This is a genomic window from Bacteroides oleiciplenus YIT 12058, assembly GCF_000315485.1.
GTDB lineage: Bacteria > Bacteroidota > Bacteroidia > Bacteroidales > Bacteroidaceae > Bacteroides > Bacteroides oleiciplenus.
The window spans coordinates 728,398-754,459 of sequence record NZ_JH992941.1 but is presented as its reverse complement, the minus strand read 5'-3'; the positions used below and the strand labels follow the sequence as shown (position 1 = coordinate 754,459).

18 protein-coding genes are annotated in these 26,062 nt (G+C 47.1%); 5 read left to right on the top strand and 13 right to left on the bottom strand.

Annotated features, from left to right (window positions below):
- Window positions 1–10: 10 nt before the first annotated feature.
- The 6 genes from HMPREF9447_RS10905 to HMPREF9447_RS10880 all read right to left on the bottom strand — a co-directional run bounded on the left by HMPREF9447_RS10905 (window position 11) and on the right by HMPREF9447_RS10880 (window position 13,378).
- Window positions 11–2,344, bottom strand: coding sequence for an alginate lyase family protein (locus HMPREF9447_RS10905; protein WP_009129787.1), 2,334 nt, complete (start codon window positions 2,342–2,344; stop codon window positions 11–13).
- Between the two features lie 18 nt (window positions 2,345–2,362).
- Complete coding sequence (locus tag HMPREF9447_RS10900; protein ID WP_009129786.1) at window positions 2,363–5,026, bottom strand: glycoside hydrolase family 2 TIM barrel-domain containing protein; 2,664 nt, start codon at window positions 5,024–5,026, stop codon at window positions 2,363–2,365.
- A gap of 139 nt (window positions 5,027–5,165) precedes the next feature.
- Entirely contained in the window at window positions 5,166–7,142 is a 1,977-nt protein-coding gene (locus tag HMPREF9447_RS10895) for a RagB/SusD family nutrient uptake outer membrane protein (RefSeq protein ID WP_009129785.1), read from the bottom strand.
- A 20-nt stretch (window positions 7,143–7,162) separates the two neighbouring features.
- A complete protein-coding gene (locus tag HMPREF9447_RS10890) occupies window positions 7,163–10,357 on the bottom strand; it encodes a SusC/RagA family TonB-linked outer membrane protein (protein WP_009129784.1) in 3,195 nt (1,064 codons plus the stop codon).
- Between the two features lie 42 nt (window positions 10,358–10,399).
- On the bottom strand, window positions 10,400–11,797 hold the full coding sequence (locus HMPREF9447_RS10885; protein WP_009129783.1) for a DUF5125 domain-containing protein: 1,398 nt from the start codon (window positions 11,795–11,797) through the stop codon (window positions 10,400–10,402).
- 51 nt (window positions 11,798–11,848) lie between these two features.
- Window positions 11,849–13,378: a glycoside hydrolase family 30 protein gene (locus HMPREF9447_RS10880; RefSeq protein ID WP_044138011.1), complete on the bottom strand. Its 1,530-nt coding sequence runs from the start codon at window positions 13,376–13,378 to the stop codon at window positions 11,849–11,851.
- 286 nt (window positions 13,379–13,664) lie between these two features.
- On the opposite strand from HMPREF9447_RS10880, the gene HMPREF9447_RS10875 reads away from it, so the two are divergent.
- Window positions 13,665–16,541, top strand: coding sequence for a ligand-binding sensor domain-containing protein (locus HMPREF9447_RS10875; RefSeq protein ID WP_009129781.1), 2,877 nt, complete (start codon window positions 13,665–13,667; stop codon window positions 16,539–16,541).
- Window positions 16,542–16,568: 27 nt separating this feature from the next.
- Here the strand turns inward: HMPREF9447_RS10875 and HMPREF9447_RS10870 are convergent, their stop codons facing one another.
- Genes HMPREF9447_RS10870 through dapB form a run of 4 tightly spaced genes read right to left on the bottom strand, consistent with a single transcriptional unit; the run spans window position 16,569 to window position 20,443 of the window.
- Window positions 16,569–17,210, bottom strand: a complete 642-nt coding sequence (locus HMPREF9447_RS10870; RefSeq protein ID WP_009129780.1) for a WbqC family protein — start codon at window positions 17,208–17,210, stop codon at window positions 16,569–16,571.
- A gap of 28 nt (window positions 17,211–17,238) precedes the next feature.
- A complete protein-coding gene (lepB, locus tag HMPREF9447_RS10865; RefSeq protein WP_009129779.1) occupies window positions 17,239–18,174 on the bottom strand; it encodes a signal peptidase I in 936 nt (311 codons plus the stop codon).
- Window positions 18,175–18,192: 18 nt separating this feature from the next.
- Window positions 18,193–19,665, bottom strand: a complete 1,473-nt coding sequence (locus HMPREF9447_RS10860) for a S26 family signal peptidase (RefSeq protein ID WP_009129778.1) — start codon at window positions 19,663–19,665, stop codon at window positions 18,193–18,195.
- A gap of 13 nt (window positions 19,666–19,678) precedes the next feature.
- Window positions 19,679–20,443, bottom strand: a complete 765-nt coding sequence (dapB, locus tag HMPREF9447_RS10855) for a 4-hydroxy-tetrahydrodipicolinate reductase (RefSeq protein ID WP_009129777.1) — start codon at window positions 20,441–20,443, stop codon at window positions 19,679–19,681.
- A 96-nt stretch (window positions 20,444–20,539) separates the two neighbouring features.
- Here dapB and HMPREF9447_RS10850 point away from each other — a divergent pair, with 96 nt between their 5' ends.
- Entirely contained in the window at window positions 20,540–21,814 is a 1,275-nt protein-coding gene (locus tag HMPREF9447_RS10850; protein WP_009129776.1) for a DUF2851 family protein, read from the top strand.
- Window positions 21,815–21,887: 73 nt separating this feature from the next.
- Here HMPREF9447_RS10850 and HMPREF9447_RS29440 read toward each other — a convergent pair whose 3' ends face one another.
- Window positions 21,888–22,100: a hypothetical protein gene (locus tag HMPREF9447_RS29440; RefSeq protein ID WP_009129775.1), complete on the bottom strand. Its 213-nt coding sequence runs from the start codon at window positions 22,098–22,100 to the stop codon at window positions 21,888–21,890.
- Window positions 22,069–22,221, bottom strand: a complete 153-nt coding sequence (locus tag HMPREF9447_RS29435; RefSeq protein WP_009129774.1) for a hypothetical protein — start codon at window positions 22,219–22,221, stop codon at window positions 22,069–22,071. The genes HMPREF9447_RS29440 and HMPREF9447_RS29435 overlap by 32 nt, the downstream gene beginning before the upstream one ends.
- Window positions 22,222–22,560: 339 nt before the next feature.
- Between HMPREF9447_RS29435 and HMPREF9447_RS10840 the strand changes: the two genes are divergently transcribed.
- Window positions 22,561–23,826 carry a VapE domain-containing protein gene (locus tag HMPREF9447_RS10840; protein WP_009129773.1) on the top strand — a complete coding sequence of 422 codons (1,266 nt, stop codon included), beginning with the start codon at window positions 22,561–22,563 and terminating at the stop codon, window positions 23,824–23,826.
- 168 nt (window positions 23,827–23,994) lie between these two features.
- Here HMPREF9447_RS10840 and HMPREF9447_RS29095 read toward each other — a convergent pair whose 3' ends face one another.
- On the bottom strand, window positions 23,995–24,174 hold the full coding sequence (locus HMPREF9447_RS29095; protein ID WP_044138009.1) for a virulence RhuM family protein: 180 nt from the start codon (window positions 24,172–24,174) through the stop codon (window positions 23,995–23,997).
- Window positions 24,175–24,698: 524 nt separating this feature from the next.
- On the opposite strand from HMPREF9447_RS29095, the gene HMPREF9447_RS10830 reads away from it, so the two are divergent.
- Together HMPREF9447_RS10830 and HMPREF9447_RS10825 are read left to right on the top strand one after the other, a co-directional pair.
- Complete coding sequence (locus tag HMPREF9447_RS10830) at window positions 24,699–25,214, top strand: hypothetical protein (RefSeq protein ID WP_009129772.1); 516 nt, start codon at window positions 24,699–24,701, stop codon at window positions 25,212–25,214.
- Between the two features lie 136 nt (window positions 25,215–25,350).
- The gene (locus tag HMPREF9447_RS10825) at window positions 25,351–26,052 is read left to right on the top strand and encodes a DUF6250 domain-containing protein (RefSeq protein ID WP_009129771.1); all 702 of its coding nucleotides are present in this window, start codon (window positions 25,351–25,353) and stop codon (window positions 26,050–26,052) included.
- Window positions 26,053–26,062: the final 10 nt, after the last annotated feature.

Genomic DNA, 26,062 nt, shown 5'->3' with positions numbered 1-26,062 from the left:
AAAGTATTAATTATTGCTTAAGAGCCTCTTTTCTTGCCAGTGCTTCCAGATAATAATAGTCGGCATAGTTCAGTGGGACATCAATTTCGTCGCCTCCCGGATGGTGCCCGGTGGAGTGGAGTAACAGGAAGCCGTAGTTGGTTTCCGGCTCGGTGCGATAATGTTTGTTGAGGCTGTCCACCATCTTGTCGGCAATGTCCTGGTAGTGCTTGCCATCCTCTGCCGGAACGTAGTTGCGAAGCTCATACAGAGCCGAAGCCATGATGGCGGCAGCCGAGGCGTCGCGGGGAACGTCGGGAATGCCGGGGGCTTTCATGTCCCAGTAGGGGATTAAGTCTTCGGGCAGGTTGGGCAGGCCGAGGAAGAAGTCTGCGATGTGGCGTGCCTGTTGCAGGTAGGCGGGGTCTTTGGTGAAGCGGTAGCATACGGTATATCCGTACAATCCCCATGACTGACCACGGCTCCAAAAGGAATCGTCGGCATATCCCTGTGCAGTTTGCTTGGCGCGTACTTCGCCTGTTTCAGGGTCATAGTCCACGACGTGGTAAGAGGAGTAGTCCGGACGAAAGTGGTTCTTCATCGTTGTGTTGGCATGGTTGACGGCAACTTTCCAGTAGATGGAATCGCCGGTTTCCTGTGTGGCCCAGAACAGCATTTCCAGGTTCATCAGGTTGTCGATGATAACGGGAAACTTCCACTTATCACGGTTGTGGTCCCACGAACGGATGCTCTTTACTTTGTCGCTGTAGCGGGTTATTAGCGTTTTGGCACTTTGCAGCACTACATCTTTGTAAGAGCGTTCGCCGGTCAACTGATAGGCTTTGCCAAAGCTGTTGTTCATCATAAAGCCGAGGTCGTGGGTACCTTTATGCCATTTGGCTTCTTCTATCATCCAGGTGTTGCTGATGGCTTGCTGACGCCAGAAGTCATCATTCGTGTAGGCATACATCTGCCATAATGAACCGGGGAAGAAGCCTGAGCACCAGTCGTGGGGATGTACCATCTTCAGCGAACCGTCTTTGTTGATACTGCGAGGAACGACCCGATGCTTACATTGGTTATCTGCTTCTTTTCTGGCCTTACCTGCACACGCCAGGGCGAACCGGAGCTGTCCGCAAGCGAAAGCATAGGCATTGTCTACGTCGTCAGCCTCTACCCATAGCAGGTTGAAGCGGTCTTTCCAATCGATGACACGGTGGGCTTTGGCTATTTTCAGATAATCTTTCCGCGCCGGATTCAACAAACTGGTGCGATACAAATCTTTGCAGAACTCTTGTTGCTTATAGTCCCATTCGCTGATTTGCTGGTAGGGCCAGTCTTCCACTTCTTTTCCAACGTAGGGAACCAGGAAGTCCATGGCTTTGTAGAAGTTGCGCCCGTCTGCCGAGGTGGCATTATCAATGGAGATTCCAATTTTCCGCCCCATTACAAAGATGTCGATGAGATGAGACAGATTGAACTGTGAGTAGCCAAAGGCGAGGGTGCGGCGCAGTTCGTGCGGTTGTTTTCCGTCGGGTTCTATCTGGGTGAAGATACGCTTCTGGGGAATGGCGTTGATGACTTCCTGCGCTACTTTCATGTTTCCTGCATACAGGGCAAAAGCAATAACTTGTGCATCGTGTGCCGTACTGTGGTTATTGGCTTGTCTGGCCTCTTCCTGTCCCTGCGGACTGTTCAGTATCCAGGTCAGGAGTTTGCCGAACCATGCTTTCAGTTGTTTGGCATCCTTCGGTGTGAAGGCTTTTGAACCCTCCAGCAACTGTACGGCATCCAGCATCTCGACGAAAGAATAGGTGTCGATGACACCGTAGCAACGTCCTTTATTATTGTTGTGTCCCGGAATCATCTGGGCATATTCCAGATTGGGGTTCATGCGCGTATCCTTATTAAAGAACCACACGCGGATAAGTTCCGTAGCCTTTTGGGCATATTTCTCGTCACCGCTGAAATACCAGGCAAGGGCGAGGGTGGTGACGCGTTGGGCGGTTGCTCCGAGACGGTTACGGTCCAGTTTGTTCAGTTCCGGGTTCGACTCACCATCACGGCTGATATAGGGCAGACCGTCCGGTTGGGTGGGATCGGGCCAGTAATAGCGTGCCTGACTCATGTAGTCGTGTTTGTCTCCGCTGCCGGGTGTCTTTTCCTTCATCATGACCGACAAAGGTTGCACGTCCAGCGTCTTGTCGGCATCCGCTATCAGCTCCTGATAAGCAGCCGAAAAGTAAGGATGGTGTAATGATTGTTTTACTTTTTCCAGATGTGCCCTGTCCCAGATGGACTGCGCATTCATACTACTTGCTACGAGCAACAAACTGGTGATGACTAAGCAAATTTTAGCTCTCATGGCGTTTTTATTTTGAAGTTAATAAAGTTTCCTGAGTTTAATACCATTCAGAAGGCTTTTTCCATTCCGAACAGGGAAGTGTATTTCGATTTTATTCCGAAAGTTTGTAATATTGTATCTTTTCCGTAAAGCTTGGAAGTAATCACTTTCGCGGCAAGGAGAAAAGTCTTCTTCAACAACCACATCATTGATGATTATGCTGAAACGGTTTTCACGGCTTTCCGCACCGGAATTCCGGTCCAGCAGATAGACTGCCGCCGCATTTTCACGGAAGATGTCTGTAAAAAGAAATTCTATCTCATAGTCGCCGTTGGGTACATCAAAGCGATAGCCTTCAATACCACTGCGAAGGGTCTGGAACAGAGGTCCGTCATTGGTATTCTGAATCTGTCCCTGGCTGCTTTTACTCTCTCCGCCGATGTATCCCCAGCTACCTTCGGTGTAGGATTGGTCGGGTAGCCAAGTGAGCTGGCTTTCATCGGAAGTATAGAAACAATGGCTGCCTACGTTGACGGCGAGTTCCAGTCCCCGCAAGTTTGTTTCATTCAGCATCATAGGGGTAGGGGTGAAGTTCAGGCGGATGCCGTCTTCTATGATGCGGATACCCGTAGTTGCTTCTTTGTTTTCGGCTTTGGCGGAAACGAAGTGTTCTTTCCGGCTGAACGGTACCTCGAAGGTGGCTGTATAATTCGTGGCTTTCTGTTTACCCAAAGATTTTCCGTCGATGAAGAGTTCTACCTCCGGGAGGTTGGTATATACTTTGACCGGTAACATTACCGGGGCTTCTCCTTGTACTCCGGCACGGTGAGTCCAGTCGCGGCTGGCTATGTGCAACACGGGAATGTCGTGGCGCCAGGCAGCTTTGTAATAGTAGTACACGTCTTTGGGTGTGCGGTCAGCGTATACCAGCCCTTTGTTATTGATGCGCGGCATAGATTCATCACGTAGTGCGGAGGAGAAATCAATGAAATTCCAGTGGGTTCCGCCGCAGATGTAAGGTGTCTCTTCCAGCACAGGCAGGTAGTGTTCCAGATACTTTTGCTGATACTCGATACTGAAATCAAAAGCATGTGGTTGCAGCGAATGCAAACGCCTGTCGGAACCTGCACCGTATTCGCTGACAATCATCGGGTGCGAAGGATACTTTTGGTGTTGTTCTGTCAGGAAGCGTTCGAAGCCTGTGAGATCACCGCCATACCAGCCTTGGTAAAGATTCCAGCCGACAATATCGGTGATGCTGCCTAATCCCACTTCATTGTAACTGTTGCTGCCATGAAATGCCATCGTGCTGACGCGGGTGGTATCTTCTTCTTTCAGGACATCTTCCAGGCGCTTGGCAAGTGCCAGTGTCCGTTCCAGCACAGGTTTCAGTTCTTCCTCCTTTTTGTAGCGACGTTGGGTGACGAGCAATATCTCGTTCATATATCCCCAGGTGATGATGGAAGGATGATTATAGTGCTGACGTATCATTTCCCGCAAGTTGCGTTCACAGTTCTCTGCATATCCGGGAGTATCGGGCACGATATCGATGATGGGGATCTCTTCCCATGCCAGCATGCCGAGTTTGTCGCACATTTCCAGCAAAGCGTCGTCTTGCGGGTAGTGGGAGATGCGGATGAAGTTGGCACCCATTTCTTTCATCAGTTTCATGTCACGACGGTGCATTTCGTCTGTCAGTGCAACCCCGATGGGTTTTTGGTCTTGGTGGCGGCAGATACCACGCAGCTTATAAGGTTTTCCGTTGAGGCAGAAACCTTGCTCCCCGTCGAAGTTGAACCAGCGGAAACCGGTATGATGGTTGCTGTGGTCGAGGATGGTCTTTGTTTTCTTATCGCGCAGAATGCTTTCCACTCTGTAGAGGTGAGGTGTTTCCGGCGTCCATAATTTGGGGGATGGGATGGGGGCTGTTTCGGTGCGGAAAGAGTAGAGTTCTCCGGCTTTTATTTGGATAGACTGTTTCTTGGTGTGGGCGATGCTCCCGTCCGGGTTGTACACGGTGTGTTCCAGTTCAAGCGATGCTTTCTGATTGGCATCATTCTTAACTTCTCCACGGATAAGTATCGTTCCTTTTTCCTGGGATACTTGGGGAGTACTGATGAAAATGCCGTCCGAACCGTGGTTGGTCAGGTGAAAGTGTTGCTTGGGAACAGCCGTCAGCCATACATCCCGGTAGATACCGCCGAAGAACGTGAAGTCGCCGGAGATAGGGGGAATATCCTGACGGGCATTGTCTACGCGGATGGCTAGAGAGTTGGGGGTGCCGAATGTACAGAATGGGGTGATGTCGAATGTGCTGGCGGTATATCCTCCGGCATGTTCACCTACATTCTTTCCGTTGATGTGAATGGTGGCTGCTTTGCTGGCAGCATCCAGTTTCAGGAATATCTGTTTTCCTTTCCAGCTTTGCGGCAACGTCAGCATGCGGCGATACCAGCCTGTTCCCTGATAATATTTTTTTTCTACGTAAGCATCCGTATTCCAGGTATGCGGGAGATGTATGCTGTTCCACGTACTGTCGTCATAAGCCGTAGAAACTGCGGCCTCACACTCACCTTTATGGAATTTCCAACCGTCGTTGATTGTTTTACTTTCGTGCTGTGCGCAAACTGTTTGGGACAAGAACAGAATTATGGGTATCAGTATCCGGAGTTTCCGGGCTGGAAATATTTTCTTTTTACGCATGGTATATTTATTATTGATTTGTTAGCTGAGAAAGAAAGGAGGCAGTAACCAGGCCGGTTATGCCAGTTACTGCCTCCAAACCTTCATTCAATCTTTCTACTTAATCCTTTGAAAACGAATCAAAAAAGTTGTTTTTTCTTTACCAACCATAGTTTTGCGGAATACGTCCTTCGGCCAGTTCTATCACATTCTGATGAATAGGATAGAGATAGAGCTTGTCTGTCCATTGGCGGTTTTCCAGCTTCGTACGCGTATAGTAGGAGGTAGGTTCGCCCGGAGCTTTATCTTTTGCCCCCTTCATATTCATTCCGTAGAAGCGTGTCTGGTCGCAACCTATTCTGCCTTCGTCACCGCAGACCATCCAGCGGCGAACGTCGAAGTAGCGTTGTCCTTCACAATAGAGTTCTACGTAGCGTTCGTGCTGGATGGCATCGAACTGTTTGTCATAATTGCCGATTACACCGGTCTTTATGCCGTTATCGTTCATGGTCTGGTAGCCTGGGATACCAGCACGTTCGCGTACTATGTCGATATACTTGATGATGTCCGCATTGCTCGGGTCTATTTCATTGAGTGCTTCGGCATAGAACAGGTAGAACTCGGCCAAACGGTAGATGATGGAAACACGTTTCCAACTCTGTGTATCACCGCTGGCATGGTTCACGGTACGGTTCTTGAATTTGCCCAGCATATATCCGCCTTTCACGTTGTCACCGTTGGAGAGGTCGTTTCCGCCACCTGCCGAGAAGTCTACGGTGTAGTTAGGGTTACCGTTCATCCATTTCTTGAACCAGCTTCTTCCCTGGTATACCACGCTTGCGTAGAAACGCGGTTCACGGTTGGCGTACATATTGGAGATATTCTGATCCGTCTTCTTATCTTTATAGTCGGGGTCATAGCAACGGTTTTCTACAGCACTGAATCCGGTTTCGTCGTAACCGCTGTTCGGATCATTGATGTCGAGGCCATTGGTCATGAAGAACATGTCTACAGCGTCTTGAGACGGGCCGATGGTACCATAGCATGAGTTTACATCACGCGGGTTGGTACGTTTCTCCATCTTGTACTGGTCGGAGTAGCTGTTGTTGGTACTGCACCACAAGATTTCTTCATTGTACACCTGGAAGAGGTTGTATATCGAACGGTCAGGTTGCTCCACTCCGTTTGCCATCACGCGGTAGAGAGTGTGGTGTTGCGCTTCGGCATAATCTATCAGGTCCTTTACACGGTCTCTGGCAGTCACCCATTTCTGCGGATCCTTACTCTGTGGGAAGATGTATTCGCCTTTGGAGTTTTGCAGTTTTTGCAATCCCTGGTAGTATTCGGAACCATCGCCGCCGTTGAACAACTTGGAAGCAGCATACATCCACAATTTGGCGCGCAATGCCTTGGCCACTACGATAGTGGGGCGTACCACTTCATTGGTATTGAAATTGTATGCATTGTCTGCGTATGATGTGATGACTGATTCGGGCAGCTTGGACTGTGCGGGGTCGCAGAGGGGGGCCAATATGCCGTCGATGTGGTTAACCATTTCGTCTACAGTGGCACGGTCATAGTTCGTCACATGCGGTTCGGCAGCGTCGTCTATCTCCGTCACGATACAGGCTGGGCCGTAAAGCTCGAACATAGAGAAGTAATAATAGGCAATCATGAATCGGCATTCGTCCTTCATGCGGGCTATTTCTTCGGCAGTCAGTTTGTTGGTGCTGGTGGGATCGCCAACGCCTCCGTCGTGGGCGCGTTCAATGAAGATCATAGCCTGGCGTATGTCCTTGTAGAAGGTGGCCCAGCGGTGATAGCTTCCGCTGGCTGCTGTGAAACCCGCCATCATGACATCGCGTGAACTGGCCTTTTCCGAAGCAATTTCACCGCAGAGGTTTGACCATGGGTTTTTGAAAGCACTGACTTCCGAACCGGTTTCCGAATATTCCATCAGATTGCGGTAGATAACCCCGTACCAGTTTCGCGTATAGGTTGCATTGTCCCAAACCTGATCGACTCCCAGGCTGGCGTTGAATTCGCCTGATATGTCAAGATAGTCTGAACAAGATGCTGTGCTGAATGCAAGGACGGCAGAGCCGACGGTTGCGTATAGTAAATTTTTCAGTTTCATATCGTTTATTAATTAGATGTTTAGAATGTAACTTCTGCTCCAAAGGTCCAAGTGCTGGAGATGGGATATTTGGCACCTGAGTTTGCATCACCCAGTTCCGGATCCCAATATTTCACGTCGTCCCAGGTCTTCAGGTTGGTGCCTTGTACGTAGAGGCGCAGGTTGGTGAGACGCAATGACTTCAGTTGCTTCTTGTTGAACTGGTAACCGAATTCCACGTTCTTCAGGCGGAGGAAACTTGCGTCACGATACCACCAACTGCTCGGTTGCAGATTGTGTGCAAAAGTATTGTTGCGCAAGCGTGGGTAGAGCACGTTGTCGTTGTAAGGGTCGGATGCTTTCCAGCGGCTCATAGCCTCCATACGTGCAGAAGAAGCGTCCTTACCTTGGTTGAACGGCATGAAGTTGGATGCCTTGCTCATCAGGTTGATGGAACAGCCCGTCACACCCTGGAAGAAGATGCCGGCAAAGAATCCTTTCCATTCGGCGTTCAGCGAAAGACCATACACGCTACGCGGGGTCTTGTCCAAGTGACCGTTGCGGTAAGTCTTGTCATCGTCATTGATGACACCGTCATTGTTCAAGTCGCGGTACTTGATGTCACCAGGTGCTACTGCTGCTCCCGGATCGGCTACACCGGATTTCAGTTGGTAGTTTTCGGCACCGCTCACAGGGTCTACAGTGATGTTGAAGTCATCGGGTGTATAGAGTCCGTCGGCGATGTAGAGGAAAGGAGTCCACAATGACATGCCCGTGAGATCCTGGTAGCTGTATTTATGTCTGATTTCATCCGTTTCCACAATCTTGTTCTTTGCATACGTGTAGTTGGCGCGGAACGTCAGGTTCAGATTACCTACGTGTTGCTTGAAGGTCAAGCTTCCGTCAATACCCTTGTTACTTACGATACCGTAGTTCTGGGTAGGGTTGGATTGCAGACCGCTCATTGAGGGAACCGTGTTACGGGTAATCAGGATGTCCTTACGACGGTTGGAGAAGTAGTCCATGGAGAGGTCAAGTTGTCCGTTCAGCAGACCGAGATCGAAACCGAAGTTGGTTTTGTCCTCAATCTCCCAGCGTAGGTTGGCGTAGTAGGCGCGGTTTTCGCTCAATCCGCCGAACCAGTTCTGTGCATTACCGTTTGATATGCCTGATATACCCAGGTTGAGGCCACCGGCATCGGTGTTCATCGCTTCCTGATAGGGGAAACGGGTTTCTCCCAACTGGTCGTTACCGGTACGTCCGTAGGATGCACGCAGTTTCAAGGTACTGATTACTTTTTGTATAGGTTCGAAGAACTTCTCGTGACTCACGTACCAGGCTCCACCCACGGCGGGGAAAATACCCCAACGGTGACCCGGGGCGAAGTTCTCACTACCTGTCATACCGAAACTACCTTCGATGGTGTAGCGATTGTCGTAAGTGTAAGAACCACGACCTACGATGCTCTGCTTGCGATAAGGAAGCAGGTTGAGACCACCGACGTTCTGCTTCTGGGTTTCCTTCTGGTTGTACAGCAGCAAACCCGTAACATCGTGTTTGTCGCTAAAATTACGCTTGTAGTTGAAGGATGCCTCAATGTAGATCTTCTTGTTACCGCCGGATGAACCACTTGAGGGGTTGCTCAGTGCCGATCCGGATTCCAGAGCTTTGAATATCAGGTTACCATCGGCGTCGCGTCCGGTAGCTGTAAAGGTCGCAGGCGACATGGTGCGGTTGACATACTGGTTGGAGTTGGCGTCAAAACTGACACTACCTCTTACAGAAAGTCCCTTCGTAATGAAGTCCAGATCTTGTTCCAACAATACCTTGCTTTGGAATGTGGCATCCCAACTCTTGCTGTAACCACTGAAGTAGAGGAAGTTGTAAGGGTTCTGACGAAGACCCGAATTGTCATAGTTGGGGTGCTGTGCTGCTGACCCGTCAGAATAAATCTGCGGATAGAGATGCACAGGTTGCAATGTCATACCACCGAAGATGTCACCGGCCGTTTTGGAGGGAGCCACACGGTTGATGTACTGTCCGGACATGTCCACAGACATACGGGTGGTCTTGCTCAGTTCGAAGTCAATGTTGGAACGCAGGTTGTAACGGTCGAAGCTGATGTTTGAATCGTAGTCGGCGTTCTTCTTTTCTTTGTACACACCGTCTTGCGTAAAGTAAGCACCCGATACGAAGAAGCGTACGCGGTCGCCACCACCACGGAAGTTGATGGTATAGCGTTGGCTGCTGGTGTGGTCGCGTAACATGCTCATCCAGTCTGCATCCGGGTAAAGGTCGGGGTCTACGCCGCTGCGGTATTTTTCCAGGTCAGCATCGCTCACCGGTGCTGTGTAATTGGCGCGCGGGTTGCCGTTGCTGTTCCAGTCTGCTTCGTTGTATAAGCTCAAATAGTCGTAAGAACTCATGAGGTTGGGCAGACGGAGCGGCGTGGAGTAGCCGTATTCGGCTGACATGCTGACAACAGTCTTCTGTGATTTACCACGTTTGGAAGTAATCAATACTACGCCGTTAGCACCTTCGGCACCATATACGGCTGTCGCGGCGGCATCCTTCAGAATAGAGAATGTCTCGATTTCATCTACGTCAATATCATTCATTTTACGGGGCACACCGTCTACCAGTACCAGTGGGTCTGTTCCACCGGCATACGAGCTGATACCGCGGATAAAGAACTGCGCATCGTCCCAACCCGGTTCACCCGAGCGCTGTACGGCAATCAGACCGGACAGCTTACCGGCGATGTTGTTGGTAAGGTTGGCGCTCTTAACACTCAATTGAGCCGGTCCTACGGTTGACATGGAGCTTACTACGCTCTCTTTCTTCTGCTTACCATAACCCACAACCACTACTTCCTCCGTGGCGATGGCATCCATCTCCATTCGGAGGTTAAAAGTGGTTTCGTCGGCTTTCACTCTGTGATCTACACTGACGAATCCGATATAGCTGAATTCCAGCACTTCGCCGGGAGCTGCTTCGATAGAGTATCGTCCCTCGACGTCACTGATGACACCGCGGTTGGTGGTACCTTGCACCCTGACGGTGGCACCGATGATGGGGTCACCATTGGAATCGGTCAGCAAACCGCTGATGCGTTGTTTTTGTTGCTGTACGGTTTCAATACCGTTGGCTTCGTCAGCAGCGCTGGCGCGTAGAGTGGCAGGTTGTGCTACCAAACCAAGGGCAAACATGGCTGCTATATAATATCTTTTTTTCATATATCTATACTTAATTGTTTATCTATACTTTAAGGAAGTTGGTCATTCGCCCATTTCGTACAAGGGGAGTTCGTCTAAGGCCTTTATCCAGAGTCCGTTCGGGTTGGTGCTGGTTTCTACAGTCATTACCATATATTTACCGGACGGCCAGGTATCATTGGCGTTGAAGTTACCGTCACTGGCATACTTGACGTAGTTGCCACCTTCTTTTGTTGTATATACTCCAGGACCTTTCCATTCCGTTCCCCATCCTTTCTGTCCGAAGAACTTAAAGTTGACGCCATTTACGTTTTGCCCTACCAACAGTATCAGTTCATACTTGGTATCGGTGAGTGGAACCAGGTTGAATGCTTTGCCCGTGTTCCAGTTAATGTTGTTCTGGGCGTATGATGGGAATCCTATCTTATCGTTACCAATCACCCACATAGCAGTGGCATTCTGTGTGTTTGATGAAGAAGCGTTTTCCAACTGTTCCATCATGATTGCCTTCATACCTTTATCCAGCGTGAGTTTGTACTTGCCGTCTCTTCCGCGGAAGTGGAGTAGAGTTTCGTCTCCATTTACGAGGTCAAACCAGGTAGGGTTCTTCCAAAGCTCGGCATACTCTTCTTTGATACCGCTGATTTTGATGATATCATCCTTCTTGAATTCGGCCTCGAGGTAGAATACATTACCTGATCCGTCGAATTCCATGAACTTATTCTGTGTGTCGAAGCGGACACCAAATTTCGGGAATGGACTACCTTCGAAAGTCAGGGTGTTGAATGTAATTTCATACTTGCCGTCTTCATCATAACCTGTGGTTTCAAAGCCGATGCCTTTGGTAGCATTAAGGGCAATCTTGCCATTATCCATGCCGAATTGCAATTTGTTGCCTTGCAGGTAGGGGTTGTCTGTTCCATCAGAATAGGCCGGTGCTATGATAGATGCTTCCATGTCGGCCGGGAAAGCTTCACGTGCTTTGTATTCATACTCTTTGCCGGGAACAGGAGTCATGGTGTATTCTTTGCCATTGGCAGCCACCAACTTCAATAATTGGTACTTAGGCCGTTCGATAGCAACGGTCATTTCCTTACTGTCGTTGCTGAAACGCTCGTTCTGGATGCGCAATATAACCTTTGCTTCTCCGTCAGGCGTGTTTTTCTGGTAGGGAGCCAGTACTTTCCCGCTGTACTTTCCGTCGGCCTTCAGACTGTAGAAGGCTTCGGATACCATTTCTTCTCCATAGTAGAGTTGAATCTTGGCCTGGTTGATTTTCACGCCTCCGCTTTTCACCTCGAAGTCGAAGGTGATGCTATCGCCCATGTAAGCTTTTTCACTGCCTACAAAGGATACGATAGTCGAGCTGCCGTGATCATCGAACTGGTCAATCTCATCTTTGCACGATGTCATGCCTATAAGGCTGAGTACCATCATGCCGAGCAAAAATCGATTTCTCATAATCTATAAATTTAAAATTAAAAAAAGTGATGTATTATATTTAAGTCTCTGTTATTTCCATTTGAAAGAGGTTACCGAGTGCGGCTGTAGGGTACAGTTTGCCGAGTGCTTCTTGCCGCTATCGTCAGGGGCGGTAAGTACGATGCTCTTGCCCGAACGACTTTTGTTGATGATGACAAAGGCATAGCTTCCGTCCGTATTCTTGAAAGCACTGTAGGCAATGTCATTGTCGGTGTATCCGCTTGTTCCGATCCGTACGGCACTAGGTTTTACCACTGCTGACAGATGGCAGATCATGTAGTAATGTGAGTTCATGTAGATTGTTTTTAGGTCACTCATGCTCAGATCTACTGCTCCAAAGCAGGTCTGGCATCCACCGGGACGGTTGGGTTGCCCACCGTTGTTGCTGGGTACGGCTCCGTTGAAGTCTGTCTCCAGCATCAGGTTCCAGATGGTCACTGCGCTGCAATAGTTGTTGATGGTGCCTATGCCGATGCTTTCCATATTGGAAAGTAGAGTTTTGGACAAGTCGTGGCCGTTATTCCAAGTACCGATGGATGATTCGGTGAAAATCAGGTCCTTTTCGGGAGCACGCTGATAGACGTTGAGTAATTCGTTACGGTTGCCTCCATAGTCGTGGTAGGCGGCTCCGGTTAGATACTTGGCGGCTTCGGTATCGTTGTATATCTGGTAGGGATAACCATTCTGGTCACCCTTGTTATCATAATTATAGTTGTGGTCGTAAGCGTAGATTTTGGTGGAAAGTCCGGCAGTCTCAAAAGCAGGACCCAAAACTTTCACGAAATCACGCTGTTCTTTCCATTCCATCACCAGTGAGGCTGAGTTCTTATTATTGAGAGGCTCGTTTTGTATGGTGATAGCGTCGATGCGGATACCGGCCGTTTGAAATGCTTGTATCCACTTAACGAAGTAGGTGGCATAGTCGGCATAGTATTCGGGTTTCAGTTGCCCTGCTGTGTATTCCCGGTTTTGGTAGACAGGGTATTTTTGATAGTCTTTCATCCATAGAGGGCAAGTCCAGGGCGAACCTAATATGCGGATGTCCGGATTGATGGCTATGATTTCTTTTAAAATAGGTATCACGTAATTTGTTTCTTCCGAAGTCAAAGCAAAGTTTTCTATACCTGGTGTGTCGCAACAGGTATATTCTTTCAGGGAGAAGTCGGAGCAGCCGATAGCAATGCGTACATAACTGCTTCCATAACCTTCGGTTTGCGAATACGTTTTTTTAAGGAATGCTGTCCGGTCTTCCTGTTTCATCAGTTTTAGGCAAAAAGCTGACGAACCAGTGAGCGCCGCTCCGAATCCCTGCATAGTTTGGTAGGTCTGCTGTGGATTCAGTAGAATATTTTTAGGTGACATGCTGGCCTGGGACTCGAATGCCACGGTGGATTCCTTTAGATCATAGGTGCGGGTGTCAGTGGTGGTAAGCATGTAGGCTTGCAGGCCGACAGGGCTCTCTGGGTTTTCGCCACTGGGCGTTTCTGGCGAATTTGTTTCATCGTTGTCCGATCCACATGCATTGCCGTTGACCAACAGACCGAATAGCAACATATACATGAATAGATAAGATGCTTTTTTCATGTTAGTATGACTTAATAGGTTTAACAAAATGGTTTTATCCGCTGCAAATATATGCGTACGATGAGATCATTCCCTAAAAAAACGCTACTTCAAAACTTTCTCATTGATTAGTTTTGACTACATCATAACTTTCTCTTAACTTAATTATTTTGTTGATAATTAAATGTTTATTATGATAATTTAGTTACATCTAAGAATAATATTTTTATTTGTAAATAAAATATTCTATCTTTGTTTTTATAAGAATAACACATTGACTGCTATGAAACAAAAGATTTCTTGTTTTTATATTCTTCTCTTCTTCATATCTATTCCTGTAAGTGCTGAATGGCAGCGTCCGGTGACAAATTATACCCGCCATACTTATAAAGCAGGCAATCAGAATTGGAATATTCAGCAACACGATAATGGCTGGATATATTCAGCTAATAATAAAGGACTACTGGAGTTTGACGGTGTGGAATGGAATACCTATCCGATTCATAATGCCAAAACACGTGCAGTAAAGGTGGGGCATGATGGACGGATTTATATCGGTGGAATGGAACAATTTGGCTATTTTGCGCCAAATCGTCTTGGTGGGTTGGAGTATACTTGCCTTTCTGATAGTTTATCTCCCAATGTGAATGTGGGAGTCATTTGGAATATTCTATTGGATAGCGATCGGGTATATTTTCAATCGGACCGCCGTTTCTTCTATATGGAGAAAAATGTGGTGAATAGAATAGACTATTCCTCGGAGATATATACTTCATTGATTGTACAGAACAAACTATATATTATTTCTGCTGAAGGGTTGTTAGTACTAAACGGAACAGAATTCAGACGGGTGTCGGGTTCTTCGGCAACAGGTGCCACGGTTAAGATTGGAGGACTATTACCTTATCGGGATAACCTTTTGGTGGTGACTCGGGATAATGGTCTTTTCATTCATGATGGCACTTTCTTTAAGAAATATCCCACAGTAGCTGAAGAGTTCTGTCGTAAGAACCGGATATTCTGTGCGGCGTTGCAAGATTCATTGCTGGCACTGGGTAGCATTCAAGGTGGAGTTTGTCTTTTAAATCTGGAGACGAATGAAATGGAGGTAATATCTACGGAGAATGGCTTGCAAAACAAAACGGTGTTAAGCATGATGTTTGATAAGGCAGGAGATCTTTGGTTAGGCTTGGATAATGGTATCGATTGCATCCATTTGAATGCACGGCTTGCCTCACTCTATGGGGGTAAACCGGTGATCGGTTCGGGTTATGCTTCTTGCAGTTATCGGGGTAAATTCTATTTTGCAACGAATCAAGGTTTGTACTGCTCTACTCTCCCTGAACAATTGAACCAGAGAAATCCTATTGACTTTGTATCAGGTACGGGTGGTCAGATGTGGTCGCTTCACCAATATGACGATAAGCTTTTCTGTTGTTCGGATAATGGTATCTTTATAATAGATGGAGATCGTATGGAGCATCTCAATAATCCTAAAGGTGTATGGGGGATGGTATCAGTAGATGCCCGGAAAGATGTGTTGATTGCGGGAACTTATAGCGGATTGTATTTGCTTGTGAAAAAAGGTACAAATTGGACAGTGGAAAGCTACATAGAAGGTTTCAGCCGCTCATGTAAGGATATGCTGATGGAGAACTCTACCAATATTCTGTGGGTAGGGAATAAGGAGAATGGAGTTTCCCGTTTAACTTTGGCAGAGGACTTACGAAAGGTTGAAAAGATTAAGGATTACAACAGCATAAACTTTCCACGTGGTTATGATGCATGCTTGTTGCGGGTGAAGGATGAAGTAACCATAGCTTCCCATTATGGCTTATGGCACTATAACCAAAGTCGTGATTGTCTGGAAGCATGTACTTGGCTTGAGCAGTTATTAGAAGGTAGAGCGGCTTATACTTATATGAAGATAGATTCATTGCAGAATATCTGGTATATAGTGGATGGCACATTGAAGGTGTTGCATTATGATTCCGCTAAGAGGGAATATCATCGGGTGAATAATGAACTGTTTTTGAAAGGGGCATTGATAGAGAACTTTGAAGATGTGCATCTTTATAAAGCTGATCAGGCAATTGTTGGAACAGAAGAGGGCTTTTCACTGATACAAATGGATAGTTCGCAGACACAGCGTGCACCGCTGACCTTGCAAATCAGAAAAGTGTATCTGACGGGATTGCGTGATTCGCTTATCTATGGTCGCAGTTATTTATATGATACAGCCCCGATAGTGATTCCTTATTCTCAGAATTCGATGAGGATAAAATATAGTGTGAATAATTATAATAAGGGGCGGACAGTTTTATATTCATATCAGTTGAGTATGGGTGGTGAGAAAGGAGTCTGGAGCGAATATAGTGAGAATAATGTAAAAGAATTCACAGGTTTGCATGAAGGTAAGTATGTGTTTAGTGTGAAGTTACTGACTGACGGGGATCAGGAACTGGTGGAGACTTCTTTTGCTTTTGAAATCCTGCCGCCTTGGTATCGTACATGGTGGAGTTATCTGGTATATTTGATAGTTGTAGTGTTGTTGTTGTACTATATGTATTATCGTATTTCAGAAAGTCGTAAGCGTTTGTTGATGCAAAAGGAATTGGAACTTTACCGTCAAGAACAGAAATTCCAGAAGGAGAGTGATTTGAAAGATAAGAAAATTGATATCCTGAAGGAAGAAAACTTGCAGTCAGAATTGCGCCATAAATCAGAGGAATTGATTCGTACTACACTCAATATTGTGCGTAAGAATGAAATCCTGTTGGATATCAAAAAAGAGGTACTGAGCATTTCCCATTCCATTAGTGAGGAGAATCTTGTTTCCCTTCGCCGGAAGACACTCCGATTGTTAGGGCAGATTGATACAAACATTGAGCATGATGACGATTTGCAGGCCTTTCAGAGTACTTTTGACTCGGTACATCACGATTTCTTCAAAAAACTGGAAGAGGCATTCCCCGAACTGAACAATAAAGAAAAGCTACTTTGTGCCTATATCAAGATGAATCTGCTTTCTAAGGAGATTGCCCCGTTACTGAATATCTCTTTGCGCGGAGTTGAAATCAGTCGTTATCGCTTGCGCAAGAAATTAGAAATAGAAGAAGGGGGAAATCTTGCGGAATTTTTGCAAAAGTTCTCAAAGTGATGTCTGAAAGCTCAAATGGTTACTGCTTTATCTGTTACAAATAGATTGTTGCAATACCAGCAAACTCTCCGGACCCATATTGAACAACAAGTCTACAATGCTGAGATTGGGCAGAAAGCCGAGCCGTTCCTGGAAGACCTGATAATAGGGCCGGGCAATGAAGTCGGGATCTTCTTCCCGGCAGTCTTTCTTCGGATGAATGCGTTCGCGGAAATCATCTTCGCCGGGAGTGAAGGTAGTCTTGTATTCTGTAGTACGCTCCATATCCGGCTGTATATCTATCAGCGAACAGATTAGACGGCACAATTCTTCGTTGAAATCGGCTAAAAACTCATATTTCTTCTCATAGAAGGGGCGGAAATCATCCTTATAATATTCAAAGAAGGGGGTATGATTATAAGAGGATGTCAAAGCATTCCAGTGCAGGTGCCGCCAGTTGCCGTGGTCGGAAATGCGGATGTCACGCAACGGACATTTCAAAGTATCGGGCTTGACCGTGGGGATGGAGAGAGCTAACTCACCATCAGGCCCTGCAATGGTGCAACGGTTGCGGTAGGTTTGCTTTACGTAATGGTCATGCTGTTCGATGAAAACTTTATCATAGGCCAGTAGTTTGGCGTAGTATTCCACGGGTGCCAGATAGGCGGAAGAAAGATATACGGTTCTCATTACATTCATTATTTTAGTGATTACCCCCTTACTTTACAGGTTTGAAAAAACGCTTCCAACGGTAACCTTTGAACACCCCGGTTTCCTTTTCCTTGGAAAACCAGATGAGTGAGGCTTTGCCGATGACATGATCTTTCGGTACAAAACCGAATAACCGGGAGTCGGAAAGATTGATGGAGTTATTGGCACCTACCCAATAATAATCTTTGCAGAAATAGCAGTGCTGCACGGGTTGGCCTTCCACGTATAAGGTGTCGTTCTTGATTTCAGCTTGTTTGTTCTCATGTAGTACGAGCGTGTTGCATAGCAATGTCCGGTTCCACGGATATACACGCACCGCTTTGCCTTTGCCAGGGACGATTAACGGGCGGAGTGCCTCTATAGAGTCTTCCTTATTTAGTAGTTCTATCCAGCAATTCCCATTCATGGCCTGTTCCAACAGGTAAAACTCATAACGGCTGAAACTGCGTACGTTCCTTGCGCTGTCTTGTCCCATCAGACGGTTGTCCTGTATGGACAAGAGGTTGAGTAATGAGTCGAGCTGTTTTTCCCTTGCGCGTGGATAGGCGTACAGAAACTTCTGGTCGGGCGCATTCTTTTCAGATGGAATGACGGAAAACAGGGAGTCTATTAATAATGTATCTCCCGGCACGCCAATGCAGCGGCTGATAAAGACCTCGCGCTGGTCTATGACAGGTTCCGAAAGATTGGCAGGATTGTTGAAGACGATGATGTCTTCCTTTTCTACGGGAGTGTCTCCCCACCGATGGTAATTCCATAAAGACATGAAAGGAAGACGCAGTCCGTAACTCCATTTATTTACCAGAATGCGTTCTCCCTGAAACAAGGAATTCTCCATGCCCGAAGAGGGAATCAGGTAGGAAGTCACGACACAGCCACGGAGTAATACTATAACGAGTATTATTCCAATGACTGTTCCCGCTATCTTCCATCCTTTTTTCATCTAAATTCCCAAATTCTTCTAGTCTACCCATTTAAATATGCGGTTCCAACGGATTTTTCCATCAAACCAACCGCGGTCCTTGTCGAGTGAGAGCCAAACGACAATCGGTTTACCTACGACGTGATCTTCCGGTACGAATCCCCACGAACGGGCATCGGCGGAGTTGTGGCGGTTATCACCCATCATCCAGTAATAATCCATTTTGAAAGTGTATTCATCGGTCTTCTTGCCGTTGATGTAGATACCATCTTCTTTTACTTCCAGCTTATTGCCTTCATAAGCCTCGATGGGACGCTGGTAGATGGGCAGATTGTCTTCAGTCAACTTGATGGTGGCACCTTTTTTCGGTATCCAGATGGGGCCGTAATTGTTGCGGTCCCATTTGGTGTAAAGGTTCAACGGATACATCTGTCCGGAGTATATTTCCGGTTCCATAACGATGTGGCTGACGAGCTTCTTATTACCCGACAGGGTTTCGTACATTTTCTTCGTCAGCGGCAAATCGTAGGTAGGAGCGAGGCGTCCTTGTGCATCGCGTTGGGTCAATCCCATTTCCATTAACAGACCTTCGTTGTTTATCAATGCCTGATCGTCCTTGCTGATACCGAGTTCGCGGAACATATCTTCGGTGATGTACGAGCCGTTGGTCTGTACAAGATAGTTGAGCTGCATTTCTTCTGGGTTCTCAATAGGCTTACCGTCAATATACACTTGCGTATCCTTGATTTCCAGTGTGTCACCCGGCAATCCGACGCAACGCTTCACGTAGTTTTCGCGGCGGTCTACGGGACGGACAACGATGTCACCGTACATCTTCGGATTAGAGAGTATCAGGTTCCTGCCGGCATTATAGTACAAGTCGTAAACGGCACGTTGTTGCTTGCGCGTCAGGCTGTCCATATTCACAGGGTTCGGATACATGCGTTGCCCTTCGTTATAGGCAAGGGTGTAGAAGTCCGTTTGCTGAAAGTTGGTAGCCACGGTGTCTCCGGCAGGGAAGTTGAATACTACGATATCATTCCGTTTCACTTTACCCAAACCAGGAACACGTTTGTAGTCCCATTGAGGCCATTCGATGTACGATTTGGTGTTCACCAGTGGCAGGGTGTGCTGGGCCAGCGGCATGGATAGTGGTGTGTTCGGCACGCGCGGACCGTAACTCAGTTTGCTTACGTAGAGATAATCACCTACCAGCAAAGATTTTTCCAGAGAAGAAGAGGGTATCTGATAATTCTGGAATATGTAGATATTGACGAAGTAAACGGCTACCAGTGCGAATACGATAGCATCTACCCAACTCATCACATTGCGTACAGCCGGATTCTCTGATTTTTTCCAAAAGCCCCAGGGGATTTTCTTACTGATGTAGATGTCGAAGATGAAAGGTAAGACAATCAGTCCCAACCAGCTTTTCACCCATACCAGGAAGGCAAGGTAAAGCACGGTGATGATTGCGAATTTAATCCATTGGGCACGAGTTGCTTTTCTCATAATATTTAATGTGTTAGTCTTTTAAGAACGGGAACAAATCGCTCATTCCCAGATAACCTTCCTTATTGGCTGTATATTCGGCAGCAAGAACGGCACCCAGCGAGAAACCTTTGCGGTTCTTGGCGTCATGTGTCAGGATGATGCTGTCGGCTTCCGATTCGTAGCGGATGACATGGATGCCCGGAACTTCGCCTTCGCGGATAGAGCTTACGGGCAGTTCGTTGGCAGCACATTCCGTAGTGCCGGAAACGGTTCCGTCCGGTGCCTGCATGGTGCCTTTCACCCAACGGTCTTTGCGGTCCAGATTTTCCAGAATATCTTCAGCAAGTGTGATGGCTGTGCCGCTCGGTGCATCCAGCTTATGGATGTGGTGCGTTTCGCTCATCGTCACATCGTAGGCAGGAAACTGGTTCATGATCTTTGCCAGATACTTGTTCACAGCGGAGAAGATGGTGACTCCCAGACTGAAATTGGATGCCCAGAACAGAGTCTTTCCTCCTGTAGTGCAGAGCTCTTTAATTTCGTCTCCGTGCTCCTCCATCCAGCCTGTACTGCCGGAAACTACTTTCACGCCGGCTTCGAAAGCCTTCATGTAGTTGCCATATGCCACCATGGGATTGGTGAATTCTATCGCCACATCAGCGCTCTTGAAAGCATCCGATTTAAAATCTTCCTGGTTATTCACATCGATGATGCTTACAATCTCATGTCCGCGGCTGAGGGCAACCTTCTCGATTTCCTTGCCCATCTTTCCGTAGCCGATTAATGCTATTTTCATTGTTTCTTTTGTTTTTTATTCAGTTTATCAACAAACTATAGGTCGCAAAGGTAATGTTTTTCTTACATTTGCGGGCAACATTAACGTCTTGTTAACATGGAACAACTACTACACTACGTTTGGAAACATAAAATATTCCCTTTAAAGATGCTCCAAACCACTACCGGTGAACCGGTGGAAGTGATAGACGCCGGACTACCGAACACAAATGCAGGCCCCGACTTCTTCAATGCCAAACTGAAAATAGGCGGTACCCACTGGGTGGGGAACGTCGAGATACACACGCTGTCATCCGACTGGTTGAAGCACGGACATGATAAGGATGCAGCCTACAACAACGTCATTCTGCATGTGGCGGAAACCATCGATTGCGAAGTATTCAGCGCCAATGGAGAAAAGGTACCGCAGCTGCAACTATCTTGTCCCGAAGCCATCCTCCGGCATTATGAAGAACTGCGTCATGCAGAGATTTATCCCCCTTGTTATTCCATATTATCTTCCCTCCCGAAACTGACCGTTCATTCCTGGCTTTCTGCCTTGCAGGTGGAGCGCTTCGAACAGAAAGCCCATGCTATTGCCGCCCGGTTGGAGCGGCTCAATAACAATTGGGAAGATGTATTCTTCATCACCCTGTCCCGTAACTTCGGCTTCGGGCTGAACGGGGATGCTTTCGAGACATGGGCCGGTCATTTGCCTTTCCGGGCGATAGATAAGCACCGGGATAACCTTTTTCAGGTAGAAGCTTTCTTCTTTGGTCAGGCTGGATTGCTGGATGAAGAGTTGCCGGATGCGGATGAGTATTATCTGAAGTTGCAGAAGGAATTCCGCTATTTGCAGCATAAGTTTGAGTTGCCTGCTCCGATGACTATTACCCAATGGCGTTTCCTGCGTTTACGTCCCGGCAATTTTCCGCATGTCCGGCTGGCGCAGTTGGCGAATCTTTATCATAAGGGGCAGTCGTTGTTATCCCGTGCTATGGAAGCGGACACGTTGGAAGCCGTTCAGAAGCTATTGATCACGACCACTTCCTCTTATTGGAAAGAACACTTCAATTTCAGCAAAGCCTCTCCCTCGCAGGAAAAACAAGTGGGGAAGAATGCTCAGAATCTGATAGTTATCAATACTGTTATTCCTTTTCTTTATGCCTATGGGTTGCACAAGGCGGACGAGGTACTTTGTGATCGTGCTACGCGCTTCCTTGAAAGTCTGAAAGCAGAAGATAATCATATCATCCGACAATGGAGTGGGGCAGGATTGCATGTTTCTACTGCTGCCGACTCTCAGGCTTTGTTGCAACTTCAAAAGGAGTATTGCGATAAGAAAGACTGTCTGCGTTGCCGTTTCGGGTTTGAGTATTTACGGCAGAAATGAGATGCTTCTGCTCTTTCAGCTCCCGACTCATCTCCCTGTTTATCAGTATCCCGGCTGAAACTATTTTCCCGTTTCACCGCTTCACCTTTGCATCCCGCCCGATGCCGTAATATCCCGGCATCGGGCGGTAGATGGGTTGCGTACGCCGTTCGATATTTATCAGCTTGCCTTCTTCCTGAAGCCGTTTCAAGTGTCCGTTGGCAGTGGTGCGGGTCATGCCGCACAGGTTCTGAAAATTGTAGCGAATCAGTATATTATGTTCGGCGAAGTATTCCTTCAAACGCATGTCTATCTCCAAGTTGCTTCATACTGACTTTTCCGTTTAGTAACGGACGGGGATGCAGCCCCCTTTCTTCCGGATCACCCTCAGCATTGGGGGTCTCGTACCAATCATATACTATTGCCATAAACCTTGTTCTTTTCTGCGTTTAATATCTTTGCTTTATTGTACTAAAGATGCTTGTTGATAAATGAACCACTCCAGTCAGTTGAATAAACGACTGGAGTAGTTTAATCAAATTACTCCAGTCATTTATTCGACCGACTAAAGTCGTTCATTTATTAAGCAGTATACAAAAATACATAAAAAAGGGAGTTATGCGCATAAAAGTCCTCTCTTTTTCAGTAAGTACTTTTTTGAAAAAATGTTAGAGAAAAGTTTGCAAAACCCTTCTCACAAGTAGTAACTTCGTGGCATCGAGCTCGACAAAATGATACCATTAACAATTAAAGAAACAAGAAACATCATGAAGAAGAATCAAATGACATTACAACAACACCGCCTCCTGCGCGAGGCAAGCCAACTGCTGACTTTTGCGGAAACGTTGAAAACAGAAAAGACAAAAACAAAGGCAAAAGCATCATCGTCCGCCGCCAACGCAACTCTGATCCTGACCCGCAACGTAAAGGAATTCCTGACATCCCGTTACGACTTCCGCTACAACCTGCTGACGGACGAGACTGAATTCCGCCCCGCCGGACAGCGCTTGACGCCCTTCACCCCCATAGGCAAGCGGGAACTGAACGCCTTATGCATCGAAGCACATGACGAAGGCATCCCTTGCTGGGACAAGGACCTGAGCCGCTACGTCTTTTCCTCTTACATTCCCTCCTATCACCCCTTTCATCTTTACATGGACGAACTGCCCGCCTGGGACGGGTGTGACCGGCTGACCGCACTTGCCCAACGCATTTCCAGCCACCCGCTGTGGGTACATGGTTTCCACACTTGGATGCTGGGTCTTGCTTCACAATGGATGGATCAGTCCGGATTGCATGCCAACAGCGTGGCGCCCATTCTCGTCAGTCGGGAACAGGGACGCCAAAAGAGTACTTTTTGCCGCTCGTTGATGCCCGACGTGCTGATGCGTTACTATACCGACAACCTGAAACTCACCTCGCAGGGACAAGCCGAACGACTCCTTGCTGAAATGGGGTTGCTGAACATGGACGAATTCGACAAATACGCCGAAAGCAAGATGCCACTACTGAAGAACCTGATGCAGATGTCCAGCCTTAACATCCGCAAGGCCTATCAACAGAATTTCCGGCAACTGCCCCGCGTCGCCTCGTTCATCGGTACGAGCAATCGTTTCGACCTGCTCACCGATCCAACGGGTAGCCGCCGCTTCCTCTGCGTGGAAGTGAAGCACAACATTGACTGCACCCATATAGAGCACGACCAGATCTTTGCCCAACTGAAAGCGGAACTGGTTGCCGGGCGGCGTAACTGGTTCACCAAGAAAGAAGAGGAGGAATTACAAAGGCACAACGAAAAGTTCTACCGCACCAGCCTTGTCGAAGAAGTGCTTGCCGCCCGGTTCCGCACCCCGCTTCCCCATGAAAAGAGCCTCGACCTGACCGCCGCCGACATTTTCAGTGAACTGCAAGCGAGTAACCCTGCTGCCATGCGCGGCAGCAATCCCATGCGCTTCGGGCAGGTGCTGCTTCGGGCAGGGCTGAAAAGGAGGCATACAGAATACGGTAATGTGTATGAAGTGGTGAGAAGGTAGGAAGCTTCAGCCGGAAAGCCGATGAACAGGGAGATTTGGGAAGGCTGAAAGAACTGCAAGGAGAAAAGGAGGTTGTGGGAAGGGAATGTGTGGGTAAGTATGCGTGCATGATGCTTACTAGAGAGTATTTTGTTAATAACCAAATATTCAGAAGTATTATAACAGAAACTAAGAATCTTTTTCAATCTCCTCTTCATTCAGGTAGTTCTTTCCAATTTCAACATCTGCCTTGCGAACTTTGTTGGGCAAAGATGTCGATGTCAGTCCCATTTGTGGCAATGCGGCATTGATCTTCAATCGCACCATGCTGAGTGGTTGTTCGGAATTTCCGAACAACCATATTTTCACTCAGTTCTCCTTCTTCAAAGATGTTTTTTATATGTTCACTAATGGTAGATTTTGCCTTCCCAAACAGAGATCCAATCTGCGTTTGCGTCAGCCAAACTGTCTCTTCTGAGAATAATACATCGACTTTTATCGTACCATCCTGAGACTAATATATGATGATTTCATTTTTTTGTTCCATGTATACTTCCAAATGTTAGAATTGTCCTTCTCTCCTTAATTATTATTTATTTTAAAAACTATTTCGAACACACTAAAAAGGAACCACAAACTTAACTTGATATTTCATGTAAAGATATTGATTATTCCCGAAAACGATATAATATTTGGTAAAAAATGATAGCCTAACTTTTATATCCTCCATCATTTCTTTTTTGCAGTTGCAATTGGATTGGTGCTAGTCTATGTATTTAGTATCTCACGCCAAAATCGCTATTCTGCAACCTTCTTTCTGTGTTCTGCTCTTAGTCTCAGTTTTATTTTATATCTTTGCGCCTGATTAATAAACCCTTTGACATTGTTAATAGATGAAGGCAATTCACTTTGTATTTTGTCTTTTTGCGGTACTTATGCTGACGACCATCAGTGGTCATGCTGCCGCAGCTAATGAGGATTTCCAGGCATTCCTCAAGAAATTCACTTCTAGTGCCTCCTTTCAGTATTCCCGTATTCATTTTCCGTTGAAAACTCCCATTGCCCTATTAGAGGAAGATGGCGAGACGGAGAAGATTTTTCCGTTTACACGTGAGAAGTGGGCATTGCTGGGTGAAGATGTATTTAAAGAAGAGCGTATCACGGATGAGGAGGGTGGCGTTTATGTTTCCCGCTTCACGGTGAATAATCCCAAGCACAAAGAATTTGAGGCCGGTTATGACGAATCGGAAGCTTCCCTCCGTGTGGTGTTCGAACTGATTGACGGGAAGTGGTACGTTACCGATTGCTATACGGATTGGTATAACTTCGATCTTCCTATCAGTGAGCTTCCGGAAACTATCAGCACGATAGCGGAAGAAAATAAGGCGTTTGAGGAGATGCATCCTTAATCAGCTACGGAGAAGACGTTTTTCCGCCATCCGATTACTATACTACACTTTTTTTGTACGATTTATGTGTCTTTTTCTCTTAAAAGTGCCGTTTCTTTGCAATGTAGATATATTGTGAACGAAACTAATACCGGAAATGACACATTCATCTTTCATACAAATTCTGTGGAAATTCCTTTTCCTTTTCTTTCCCTGCACCTTGCTGGCGCAGGAACGTGTATCATTGGGACACTGGATAGCCGAAGACCAGTCGGGACTGATGGACTTTACCATCCGTGAAGATACTCTGGAACTCATCGTCCCCGAAGGACTCACTCTATGGTATAAAGACCGCCTGACCGACGATTACGAAATCAGCTACCACATCTGCACTGTAATGAATGGCGGTAAGCACGACCGCCTCAGCGATATGAACTGCTTTTGGGCGGCAAACGACCCGAAGCATCCTGGCAAACTCTTTGCCCGCGCCACTTGGCGCAACGGAATCTTCCGCAACTACAATACTTTGAATCTCTTTTATGTAGGCTATGGTGGCAATGATAATACCACCACCCGCTTCCGCCGCTACTACGGAGAGTTCTATGAAGTAGATGAGGCACGTATCAAACCCCTTATTAAAGAGTATACTGAACCGGCGCATCTGCTGAAGCCTAACCAATGGTATCATATCCAAATACGCGTTCAGAATAATTGTACCTCCTTCAGTGTGGACGGCGAAGAACTTTTCCGCCTCCCCATTGAACCTGGTGCCGGCGACGGGCATTTCGCCCTCCGCCTTCTGCAAAACCATGTCCGTTTTACGGGCTTCCGCATCAAAGACTTAAATTCAACCCATTAATATTTATACC

Coding starts and splice junctions, on each gene's coding strand:
- HMPREF9447_RS10895 (WP_009129785.1), bottom strand. CDS start 7,142: ATGAAACTGAAAAATTTACTATACGCAACCGTCGGCTCTGCCGTCCTT.
- HMPREF9447_RS10875 (WP_009129781.1), top strand. CDS start 13,665: ATGAAACAAAAGATTTCTTGTTTTTATATTCTTCTCTTCTTCATATCT.
- HMPREF9447_RS29440 (WP_009129775.1), bottom strand. CDS start 22,100: ATGCGTTTGAAGGAATACTTCGCCGAACATAATATACTGATTCGCTAC.
- dapB (WP_009129777.1), bottom strand. CDS start 20,443: ATGAAAATAGCATTAATCGGCTACGGAAAGATGGGCAAGGAAATCGAG.
- HMPREF9447_RS10860 (WP_009129778.1), bottom strand. CDS start 19,665: ATGAGAAAAGCAACTCGTGCCCAATGGATTAAATTCGCAATCATCACC.
- HMPREF9447_RS10870 (WP_009129780.1), bottom strand. CDS start 17,210: ATGAGAACCGTATATCTTTCTTCCGCCTATCTGGCACCCGTGGAATAC.
- HMPREF9447_RS10880 (WP_044138011.1), bottom strand. CDS start 13,378: ATGTATATGTTGCTATTCGGTCTGTTGGTCAACGGCAATGCATGTGGA.
- HMPREF9447_RS10840 (WP_009129773.1), top strand. CDS start 22,561: ATGAAGAAGAATCAAATGACATTACAACAACACCGCCTCCTGCGCGAG.
- lepB (WP_009129779.1), bottom strand. CDS start 18,174: ATGAAAAAAGGATGGAAGATAGCGGGAACAGTCATTGGAATAATACTC.
- HMPREF9447_RS10905 (WP_009129787.1), bottom strand. CDS start 2,344: ATGAGAGCTAAAATTTGCTTAGTCATCACCAGTTTGTTGCTCGTAGCA.
- HMPREF9447_RS10850 (WP_009129776.1), top strand. CDS start 20,540: ATGGAACAACTACTACACTACGTTTGGAAACATAAAATATTCCCTTTA.
- HMPREF9447_RS10890 (WP_009129784.1), bottom strand. CDS start 10,357: ATGAAAAAAAGATATTATATAGCAGCCATGTTTGCCCTTGGTTTGGTA.
- HMPREF9447_RS29435 (WP_009129774.1), bottom strand. CDS start 22,221: ATGGCAATAGTATATGATTGGTACGAGACCCCCAATGCTGAGGGTGAT.
- HMPREF9447_RS10825 (WP_009129771.1), top strand. CDS start 25,351: ATGACACATTCATCTTTCATACAAATTCTGTGGAAATTCCTTTTCCTT.
- HMPREF9447_RS10900 (WP_009129786.1), bottom strand. CDS start 5,026: ATGCGTAAAAAGAAAATATTTCCAGCCCGGAAACTCCGGATACTGATA.
- HMPREF9447_RS10885 (WP_009129783.1), bottom strand. CDS start 11,797: ATGAGAAATCGATTTTTGCTCGGCATGATGGTACTCAGCCTTATAGGC.
- HMPREF9447_RS10830 (WP_009129772.1), top strand. CDS start 24,699: ATGAAGGCAATTCACTTTGTATTTTGTCTTTTTGCGGTACTTATGCTG.